Below are 9,847 nucleotides of genomic sequence, written 5' to 3' on the forward strand. Positions count from 1 at the left end.
GGCACTCACGCCTGTTCGTGGATCCAGGCCTCGGCCAGCGTGGTCCAGATGGCGGCCTCCCCGGCGTTCCGGGCGAGGCCGAGGCTGTGTGGGCCGTGGGCGAACACGTGCACGGTGTGCGGGACCTGGTTGGCCGCGAGCGCCGAGGCGAGGCGGTAGGCGTGGTCGGCGGGGACGTAGGGGTCCTCGGCGGTGTGCCAGACGAAGAACGGCGGCGCGTCGGGCGTGACCAGCGCGTCCAGCGAGGTCGACCGGCGCAGGGCTGCGTTCGCGTCCTCGCCGAGGAGGATCAGCCGGGCGGGGCGGTAGGTCTCCGTCTCCATCGAGGTGATGGCGTACCCGAGCACCGCGAAGTCCACCGTCTCCTCCACGGCGGCGCCCGGCGCGAGGGCGGCCAGCCCGGCCAGATGGCCTCCCGCGGAGAACCCGATGAGCCCGACGCGCTGTGCGCCGGCCGCCCGCAGCCGGCGGATCTCGGCGCGCAGCGCGTTCAGCGGTCGCGGATGGCGGGCGTGCAGCGGATAGCGGAACACGCTCGCCCGTACGCCGATCCCGCCGAGCCATGCGACGACCGGCTCGGCCTCGTGCGCGGCGTGCTCGGCGTATCCGCCGCCGGGCAGGACGACCATGTGCGTGCGGGTCATCGGGGGCCGCCGAGGAAGGCGTCGACGTCCGCGGCGAACTCGGTGTGGTGCTGGAAGAGGAAGCCGTGTGCCGCGTCGGGGTAGATCTTCACGCGGGCCCGCGGGATCAGACCGGCGAGCAGGTGGGAGTAGTGCGGCAGGATCATCGGGTCGCTGTCGCCGTTCGCCACGAACACGGGCATGGTCAGAGCGCCGAGCCGCTGGAGCTTCGTGTGATCGGGGATGCCCCAGGTGCACACCGCGTCGTACTGCGCCTGGCGGGTCGCCCAGCTGGTCGGCGCGTCCCGGTCCGCGCTGCGGGCGCCGTGGATCCGCCGTGCGGCCTGGCCGCCGGCCTGCAGGCCGGCCGGGGACGGGGTGAAGAAGACGCTCAGGTAGTCCTCCGGGCTGGTCTCGGGTTCGCCGATCGCGCCGATGACCTCGGGCGCCCAGCCGTGCATGCCGGCGGCGCCCTGTGGTGCCGACGAGGCGAGGACCAGCCTTCTGACGAGCGCCGGCCTGGTCAGGGCGATCTGCTGGGCGACGAAGCTGCCGAGGGAGAAGCCCAGGACGTCGACCTGGCCACCGAGGTCCAGGGCCCCGACGAAGGCGATGGCGTCGTAGGCCATCTGCTCCACGGTGTTCGGCGTCATACCCGAGGATCCGCCGACGCCGGTGTTGTCGAAGGTGATGACACGCCGGGCGGGTGTCAGCGCGTCGATCAGCGCGGGGTCCCAGTTGTCGAGGTTGCCGCGGAAGTGCTGGAGAAGGACCAGCGGCACACCGGTGTCGTCGCCGTCCGCGGGGCCGCTGTCGCGGTAGGCGTAGGCGATGCCGTTCGCGGCCGTGACCCGCTGGTTGGGCAGGGCTGAGTACGAGCTGGGCGTCATGACCCGAGCGAATCAGCCGTGCCGAAGCGGCGGAATCCGCATGTTGACTGCACCGGGCCCGGCCCGCCGGGAAGGTGCGGTCAGCTTGCCGGCACCGCCGTGCCCGCGGGCCCGCCGCACAGTTCCGGCACCCGCGTTCCCGCGCACGGGAGGGGGATCGTCGCTGGCCCCCCGGGTGTCCGCGCAGCGGCCCCGCACCCTGCTTTCCGCGCACCGGATCACCTCGGCCGTGTGCGGCCTATATTGGGCCGGGTGAGGGTGGCGTTTCCGCGATGACCGGCGAGGACACGACCGTGGTCGGGCGGCGTGCGGAGTTGTCCCGGCTGCGGGGGCTGGTCGCCCCGCCCCACCAGGAGAGCCGCGTTCTGCTGCTCGTGGGTGATCCGGGCCTGGGCAAGACCGCCCTCCTGGCCGAAGCCGCGCGGGCGGCCCGGGCGGCCGGGATGCGGGTCCTTGCGACCACCGGCCGGGAGTCGGAGCGGGACCTGGCGTTCGCCGGACTGCACCAGCTGCTGCGCCCGGTGCTGGACCGGGTGGCCGGGCTGCCGTCCCGGCAGGCGGAGGCGCTGCGCGGTGCGTTCGGGCTCTCCGCCGATCCCGCGCCGCCCGACCCGCTGCTCACCGGGATCGCCGTACTCACCCTGCTGTCCGGGCTGTCCGACGAGCGGCCGCTGCTGGTCGTCGTCGACGACACGCAGTGGCTGGACCGTGCCTCGCTTGACGCGCTCGCCTTCACCGCCCGCCGGCTGGAGTCGGAGCGGCTCGTGCTGCTCGCCGGTGTGCGCGGGCCCGTACCCCCCGCCGGTTTCGAACGGGACCTGCCCCAGCTGCTGCTACGGCCGCTGTCCCGGGCGGACGCGGGCCTGCTCCTGGACGCCCAGCCGTGTCCGCCGTACGGCCGGCTGCGCGAACAGGTGCTCGCGCAGGCGGCCGGCAATCCGCTGGCGCTGATCGAGCTGGCCAGGATGATCGCCGCGGATCCCGACGCGGCGCACCGCTGGACCGCCGAGCCGCTGCCGCTGACCGGGCAGCTGACCGCGATCATGGCCGCCCAGTACGCCACTCTGCCCCCGGCGGCCCGGTCCGCGCTGCTGCTCGCGGCCGCCGCCGACAGCCCGGACCTCACCACGGCGATACCGGGGCTGTCCGCCGACGCGCTCGCCCCGGCGGAGGCGGTGGGCCTGATCCGGCTGGACACCCCGGGCCCGCGGTTCGCCCATCCGCTGACCCGGTCGGCCGTCTACCACGCCGCGGCCTTCGCCGAGCGGGCCGCCGCGCATCGGCTGGTCGCCGACGCGCTCCGCGACCAGCCCGACCGGCACGCCTGGCACCTGGCCGCCGCGGCCCTGGAACCCGACGAGGAACTGGCCACGCTCCTGGAGGACAGCGCGGCCCAGGCGCAACGCCGTGGCGGTGCCGCCGCTGCCGCCCGCGCCCTGGAACGCGCCGCCGAACTGAGCCCCGCCGACTCCGACCGGGCCCGGCGGCTGCTGGCCGCGGCCGACCTGGCCCTGCCCGCCGGACAGGCCGACTGGGTACGGGAGTTGGCGGGCCGGGTGCTCACCCTGACCGCCGACCCGGAGCTGCGGATCGCCGCCCGGCTGGACATCGGCTGGTCGCTGCTGTGGTCCAACCGCGACGCCGACGCGATCGACACCCTGCTGTCCGTCGCCGCCGAGGCCGCCCCGAAATCGCCGGCCATCGCCTGGCAGGCGACCTGGATGGCGGCCACGGTCGTCCACCAGACCGGACTTCCGGAGGTCTGCGCCAAGGCACGCGCGGCCCTTGACGCTCTGGACGCCCTCGACTTCGGGGACGGGTCCGAGGACTGGCCCGCCGCCCGTGCCGACGAGTACCGCCTCTGGATTAGGGCCTGCACGGACCCGTTCGGCGAAAGAGCCGACATCGTGCCCCGGCTGCGGCGGCTGACGGACGGATCCCACGGACCCCTTTTCGACCCGGGCACGGTCGGCGCCGCGGCCTGGGTCCTGGACGAGACGGAACTCGCGGTCAGGGTGCTGCGCGAGGCGCTGAGCCGGCTGCGCGCCCCCGGCGTGCGGGGTGCGAGCGGCGGGGTGCTGTCGGCCCTGGAGTGGGCGTACGTCGACAGCGGGCGCTGGGACGACGCGCTCGCCGCCGCCCGTGAGGCGGGTGACATCGCCGCCGCCTACAAGATGGAGACCGTCGCGGGCTCGGCCGACCTCACCACGGCCGTCGTGGCGGCCCTGCGCGGCGACCACGAGCAGGTGGCACCGCTGCTGGCCCGGGTGCGCGCCGCCGTGGACACCTCCGAGTACCGCGGGTTCGCCGCCAGGATCTGGCAGGCGGCCGGACTCGCCGCACTGGCCCAGGGCGACCACGTCACCGCCTACGCCCAGTTCAGCCAGCTCTTCGCGGCCGACGGCACCCCCCTGCACCACCACTTCTCGTATCTCGCCGTCGCCGATCTCGCCGCCGCCGGGGCGCGCTGCGAACGGCACCTCGAAGCACGGACGCTGCTGGAGCGCGCGCTGGCCCTGCTGAAGCCCGCGCCCGGACCGCGCCTCGAACAACTCACCGCCCGCGCCTGCGGGTTGCTCGCCGAACCCGACGAGGCCGAGGCCCACTTCGCCGCGCCGCTGGCCGATCCCGCCGGGGACGCCTGGCCGTTCGAACGGGCCCAGCTCCAGCTGGACTACGGGGAGTGGCTGCGCCGGCGCCGCCGCATCAACGACGCGAAGCCCGTCCTCGCCACCGCCCTGGAGACGTTCCGCCGCCTGGGCGCCGCGCCCTGGACCCGCCGCGCGGAGTCCGAACTGCGGGCCTGCGGCGTCCCCGTGCAGGCCCCGCCGGCCGCCCCGGGTGCGCTGGACGGACTCACCGCCCAGCAGCGCGAGATCGTCGTCCTCGCCGGACACGGCCTGACCAACGGCGAGATCGCCGACCGGCTGTTCCTGTCCCCGCGCACGGTCGCCTCACACCTGTACCGCTCCTATCCCAAGCTGGGCATCGCGGGCCGCCGCCAACTCCGCGCCCTCATCGACGGGCAGAGCACGCCACAGGCCGGCGGCTAGCGTCCCGGGCCCCTGCGAACAGCCGTCTCCGCTCCCGGTTCAGCCGGTGGGGATCCGGCCGCGGATGTCGTCCAGCATGTTCCGCATCGCCATCCGGAAGATCTCGGCCTGGTGGTCCCCGAGGTGCGAGGTGTGTCCGAAGACCTCCAGGACGACCAGGCCGTGCATCTGGCCCCAGGCGCACATGAGCAGAGCGTTCGCGGCGGGCGGCAGGTAGCCCATGTCGCCGAACGGCAGCCGGTCCAGGTGCGCGAGCAGCGCGGGCGACAGCTCCGGGAGACCCAGCAGGAGAAGAACGCCAAGAGCGTCATCGCGAAGTACACCGGCACCGACCGGGGCGGGCTCACCGTCGAGGCCGGGGGCGGCGCCGGCGTCAGCAACGACATGTCGAACCAGGTGCCCAAGGACCTGGTCCTCGCCGAGACCCTCGCCGTCCCCCTGACCCTCGTCCTGCTGCTGTTCGTCTTCGGCAGCGTGGTCGCGGCCCTGCTGCCGCTGGCCGTCGCGACCATCGCCATCGCGGGTACGTTCGCCGAACTCGCCCTGCTGGGCAGCGCCACCGACGTCTCCGTCAACGCCACCAACCTGACCACCGCCCTGGGGCTCGGCCTGGGCATCGACTACGCCCTGCTGATGATCAGCCGGTTCCGGGAGCAGCTCGGGACGGGGGCGAGCGTGCCGGACGCCGTACGGCACACCGTGCGCACCGCCGGCCGTACCGTCGCCTTCTCCGCCGCGACCGTCGCCGTCGCGCTAGCCGCGCTGCTGGTGTTCCCGCAGTACTTCCTGCGCTCCTTCGGCTACGCCGGCGTCGGGGTGGTCGCCATCGCGGCCGTCAGCACCCTGTTCGTGATGCCCGCGCTGTTCGTCGTGCTGGGGCACCGGGTCAACAGCGGCCGGCTGCCGTGGACGAAGAAGCCCCGTCCGAACCGGACGTCGATGTGGGGACGCCTCGCCGGCACGGTCATGCGGCGGCCCGCCCTCACCACGCTGCCCGTCCTCGCGGTGCTGCTGGTCGCGGCGAGCCCGCTGCTGGGCATCACCCTCGGCAGCCCGGACGAACGCGTCCTGCCCGAGGACGCGCAGAGCCGGCAGGTCTCCACGGTGCTGCGGGAGAAGTTCGACGGCGACGACAGCGGCGCCATCCACGTCGTCATCGACCAGGCGGTGAACAAGACCGCGCTGGACTCCTACGCCACCGAACTCTCGTCCCTCGACGGCGTCGTCCGCGTCGAGACCGGCGCCGGCACCTACACCGACGGCCGGTCCACGGCGGCCGGCCCCGGCAGCGCCGCCCTCGGCCGCCCCGACGCGCAGCGGCTCAACGTGGTGAGCGATCTGGTGCCGAGGTCGAGTGCGGCCCAGGACCTGGTCGAGGACGTGCGCGCGGTCGTACCGCCCGCCGGTTCACAGCCCCTGGTGGGCGGTATGGACGCCGCCCTCGTCGACTCCAAGGCCTCCGTCGGCGGCCGGATCCCGCTCGCCCTGGCCCTGGTCGCCCTCACCACCTTCGTCCTGCTCTTCCTCTTCACCGGCAGCGTGGTCCAGCCGCTGCGCGCCCTGCTCCTCAACATGGTCAGCCTGGGCGCCACCCTCGGCGCGATGACCTGGATCTTCCAGGACGGCCACCTCGCCTCCCTGCTCGGCGTCACCGCGATGCCGATGGAGACGTCGATGACCGTGCTGATGTTCTGCATCGCCTTCGGACTCTCCATGGACTACGAGGTGTTCGTCACCAGCCGGATCAAGGAACTCCACGACCACGGCGAGAGCACCGAGTCCGCCGTCGTGCACGGCCTCGGCCACACCGGCCGGATCGTCACCGCGGCGGCCTGCCTGCTCGCGGTGAGCTTCTTCGCCTTCGTCACCTCGCAGATCAGCTTCATGAAGATGTTCGGGCTGGGCAGCGGGATCGCGATCCTCATCGACGCGGTCGCCGTGCGAGGCGTGCTCGTGCCCGCGGCGATGCGGCTGCTGGGCCGCTCGGCCTGGTACGCGCCCGGCTTCCTGCGCAGGTTCCACGCACGGTACGGCCTGAGCGAGGGCGGCCCGGTGCCCGCGCCCGTGGCCGCCGGCGAGCTGGAGTCGACGGAGGCCTGACACCGCGCCGAGCCGAGGGGCCACGACCCTTGCCGTTACCGCCCGTTCAGCGTGCGGCGCGCAGTTCGGCGTACAGCTCCGGGCCCGGCCAGGTGCGCGGCTCGGACTCCGCCGCACGCACCAGGTCGACCAGCCGCGCGTTCGCGGGCGCGCTCCGTCCCTGGGCGGCGGCGAGGGCGACGATCTCACCCTGGAGGGAGCCGATCTCCGTGGGGCGGCCGCGTTGCAGGTCCTCCCACATCGAGGAGCGTGCCTGGGCGTCGATCCGCAGGGTCGCCCCCGCCAGCCGCCGGAAGAGGCCGTCGGGCAGCCCCAGGACGTACGGGGTGACGGCGGGTGCGGTGGGGCCGAGGCGGGCCGGGGCCATTCCGGCGGCGCGGTAGACGGCGAGGGCCTCCCGCTGGCACAGGGCGAGGCAACGGCGGTAGTCCCGCCCGCCGAGCTGGTCGCGCAACGGCAGCCCGGACAGGGCGTTGATCGCGTTGTTGAGGTTCAGCAGCAGCTTGCCGTGCTGCACCTCGGCCATGTCGGTACGCGCCTCGACGGCCAGATGTGCCTCTCGGAAGGCGGCGACGAGCCGGTCGTCCGGCTCCGTCATGAGCCTGCCGGGCATGCCCTGGTGCACCGTGCCCGGCTCGGACTGCACCACGTTGTACGGCACCATCCCGGCCAGCACGGTGTGACCGGGGAGCGCGGCGCGCAGGACGGCGGGGTTGTGCAGCCCGTTCTGGAAGCTGACCACGACCGCGCCGGGGGCGAGATGAGCGGCGAGGCCCTCGGCGGCGGCCCGGGTACCGGCGCTCTTCACGGTGACCAGCACGTAGTCGGCGCCGGCCGCGGCCTCCGGGCCGGTGGCCGGCGTCAGCCGCTCCGGCGGGAGATGGACGGGCGGCCGGACGGAGTCGCTGAGGGTGAGCCCCCGTTCGCGCAGCACGTCCATGGCGGCGGGCCGGCCGATGAGCGTCACGTCGTACCCGGCGGCGCACAGACGGCCGCCGAGATGACAGCCGATGGTGCCCGCACCTAGAACGGCGAAGCGCGGCTTGGTCATCGGGGACACGGGGGGTACGGAGGACATGGGGGCTCCTGCGGAAGGCTGGCGATCAACCGTACTCACGTTCATCCCCACTTGGCGATCGTGCCCCTGCGCGATCCGTCGCACGGCATTTCTCCTCGCGGCCCCGCCGCTCTCACGCTCTGAGACAGACCCCGTCCCTGATCCGACGTCAGTTTCCGTCGGGAGCCTCGTCGTGGACCGTGTGATCAACGGCTGACGCCGCCGGGGCCGCCGGGTCCTCCGAGACCGTCGAGCAGCATGCCGAGCCCGCCCAGGAACTCCCGGTCGGCGTCGACGTTCCGGGCGGTCCGGGCGGTCTCGGCCATGTGCGGGAAGTCGTCGGGCGACAACTCGGCGATGGCCACCGTCCCCGGCCCGGCCAGGGGGCCGAGGTGTTCCAGCTGGATCGCCCCGATGACGTAACTGAGCAGGGCGCGCAGGGCGACGACCCGCCGCTCGCCCGCCACCCCCGCCTCGCCGAGGACCACGAGCACGGTCTCCGACCAGCGCAGCACCTCGAGGGAGTGGTGCCGGTGGGCGATGGTCAGCGGGACGACCGCGGGATGGGCGCCCACGGCGTCGCGCATGCGCCGCACCAGGACCGTGATCCGGTCGCGCCATGCGGCGGCGGGATCCGGCGGCTCGGTGTCCACGGCGCCCAGGACGAGCTCCACGACGAGCCTCTCCAGTTCCCCGCGGTCACGCACGTACCGGTAGAGCCCCATGGTGCTCATGCCGAGTTCCTGGGCGACGGCACGCATCGACAGCCCGGCGAGCCCCTCGCGGTCGATGACGGCGAGAGCGGCCGAGGCGAGCTGGTCGGGGGCGAGAGAACGCGGTCGTGGCATGGCGGTTGACAGCGTACGACATACGCTTACGCTGGTAGGCGTATCCAGTACGCTTACGGAGGGGAGCAGTCATGCGTACACCCCGTAGTCCGATGGCCCTCGGTTCCGCCGTGCCTCAGCGCGGTCTCACCACGGTCTCCGGCGACCCCGTCGCCGTCCCCGATCCCGACCGCCCGGTCCACCTCCAGTTCCGGCGCTTCGCCGGATGCCCGGTCTGCAACCTGCATCTGCGCTCGGTGGTTCGGCGGCACCACGAGATAGCGGCCGCCGGTGTACGCGAGGTCGTGGTCTTCCACTCGTCCGCCGAGGAACTGCGCCCCCACACCGCCGACCTCCCGTTCGCCGTCGTCGCGGACCCGGACAAACGGCTGTACCGGGAGTTCGGTGTGGAACAGTCGCCCCGCGCCCTGCTCGACCCGCGCGCCTGGGGGCCGATCGTCCGAGCGGTGGTGAGCGGCGCGTGGCACGTCGTCCGCGGACGCGAACACCTGCCCTCCACCAGCCCGCACGGCGGCCGGCTCGGCCTTCCCGCCGACTTCCTCATCGCCCCCGGCGGCCAGGTCATCGCCGCCAAGCACGGCGAGCACGCCTACGACCAGTGGTCGGTCGACGAACTCCTGGAACTGGCCGCCCGCGTGGCGCCTACACCGCGCCCCGCGCATCCCCCGGCCGCCGAACGGCCGTGACCCCGGCGGTGCCCCGCACCCAGGCCTGCCCGGGCAGGTACTCGGGTCGGTCTGAGTATCCGCACTCTGTCCGCTGCCCGGACCGGCCGCGACGCTGAGGGTATGAGACTTCACAAGCCGGTTCTTCGGATGGTGCTGCCGGCGCTCGTGTCGGCCGCGGTGTCGGCGGCGGCCTGGGCCGCCTGGCTGGGCTGGGACCAGCAGTACGACGTACGGGCCGACGGGTCGACGAGCGGGCCGTACGAGGCCTGGCAGGTCGGCGGGCTCGTGCTCACCCTGCTCGTGGCCGTCGGCTGGGCGGCCGCCCGGGGGCACAGCGCGGCCGCCGTGGGCGGTACGACCGCGGGGCTGACGCTCGCCGCCTACGTCGACTGGTCGGGCGACGCCAGCGGGCTGTTCGTGGTGGGGGTGGGGCTGGTCATGGTGGGGACCTTCGTCGCCTCCGCGGTCGTCTCCGCCGTGGTCGACGTGCTGCGCCGGGACGTTCCGCTCGCTCACTAGTAGTGCTTCGTTAGGTTCTGGTTCTGCTGGTCGGTAGGGGTCGGCCGCAGGTGGTGCAGGTGCCGGCCCAGCACCTGAGCAGGTCCTGA

The 9,847-nt window shown here is 73.7% G+C and carries 8 protein-coding genes and 1 pseudogene; 4 read left to right on the top strand and 5 right to left on the bottom strand.

What is annotated here, in order from left to right:
- Positions 1-5: 5 nt before the first annotated feature.
- Together ACGFZQ_RS32085 and ACGFZQ_RS32090 are read right to left on the bottom strand one after the other, a co-directional pair.
- Entirely contained in the window at positions 6-644 is a 639-nt protein-coding gene (locus ACGFZQ_RS32085; protein ID WP_393843247.1) for an alpha/beta hydrolase, read from the bottom strand.
- A complete protein-coding gene (locus tag ACGFZQ_RS32090; RefSeq protein ID WP_393843248.1) occupies positions 641-1,513 on the bottom strand; it encodes an alpha/beta fold hydrolase in 873 nt (290 codons plus the stop codon). The genes ACGFZQ_RS32085 and ACGFZQ_RS32090 overlap by 4 nt, the downstream gene beginning before the upstream one ends.
- Positions 1,514-1,785: 272 nt before the next feature.
- On the opposite strand from ACGFZQ_RS32090, the gene ACGFZQ_RS32095 reads away from it, so the two are divergent.
- Entirely contained in the window at positions 1,786-4,566 is a 2,781-nt protein-coding gene (locus ACGFZQ_RS32095; protein ID WP_393843249.1) for an AAA family ATPase, read from the top strand.
- 39 nt (positions 4,567-4,605) lie between these two features.
- Here the strand turns inward: ACGFZQ_RS32095 and ACGFZQ_RS32100 are convergent.
- Positions 4,606-4,842 (bottom strand): annotated as a pseudogene (locus tag ACGFZQ_RS32100) (TetR-like C-terminal domain-containing protein); the annotation flags it as partial.
- Between ACGFZQ_RS32100 and ACGFZQ_RS32105 the strand changes: the two are divergent.
- A complete protein-coding gene (locus ACGFZQ_RS32105) occupies positions 4,813-6,666 on the top strand; it encodes an MMPL family transporter (protein WP_393843263.1) in 1,854 nt (617 codons plus the stop codon). The pseudogene ACGFZQ_RS32100 and the gene ACGFZQ_RS32105 sit on opposite strands and share 30 nt — an antisense overlap.
- 46 nt (positions 6,667-6,712) lie before the next feature.
- Here ACGFZQ_RS32105 and ACGFZQ_RS32110 read toward each other — a convergent pair whose 3' ends face one another.
- Positions 6,713-7,744, bottom strand: coding sequence for a 2-dehydropantoate 2-reductase (locus tag ACGFZQ_RS32110; RefSeq protein WP_393843250.1), 1,032 nt, complete (start codon positions 7,742-7,744; stop codon positions 6,713-6,715).
- Between the two features lie 185 nt (positions 7,745-7,929).
- Positions 7,930-8,571, bottom strand: a complete 642-nt coding sequence (locus ACGFZQ_RS32115) for a TetR/AcrR family transcriptional regulator (protein ID WP_393843251.1) — start codon at positions 8,569-8,571, stop codon at positions 7,930-7,932.
- 71 nt (positions 8,572-8,642) lie between these two features.
- Here ACGFZQ_RS32115 and ACGFZQ_RS32120 point away from each other — a divergent pair, with 71 nt between their 5' ends.
- Together ACGFZQ_RS32120 and ACGFZQ_RS32125 are read left to right on the top strand one after the other, a co-directional pair.
- Positions 8,643-9,257: a peroxiredoxin-like family protein gene (locus ACGFZQ_RS32120; RefSeq protein ID WP_393843252.1), complete on the top strand. Its 615-nt coding sequence runs from the start codon at positions 8,643-8,645 to the stop codon at positions 9,255-9,257.
- 102 nt (positions 9,258-9,359) lie between these two features.
- A complete protein-coding gene (locus ACGFZQ_RS32125; protein ID WP_393843253.1) occupies positions 9,360-9,758 on the top strand; it encodes a hypothetical protein in 399 nt (132 codons plus the stop codon).
- Positions 9,759-9,847 lie beyond the last annotated feature (89 nt).

The organism is Streptomyces sp. NPDC048254 (assembly GCF_043201895.1).
Lineage (GTDB): Bacteria > Actinomycetota > Actinomycetes > Streptomycetales > Streptomycetaceae > Streptomyces.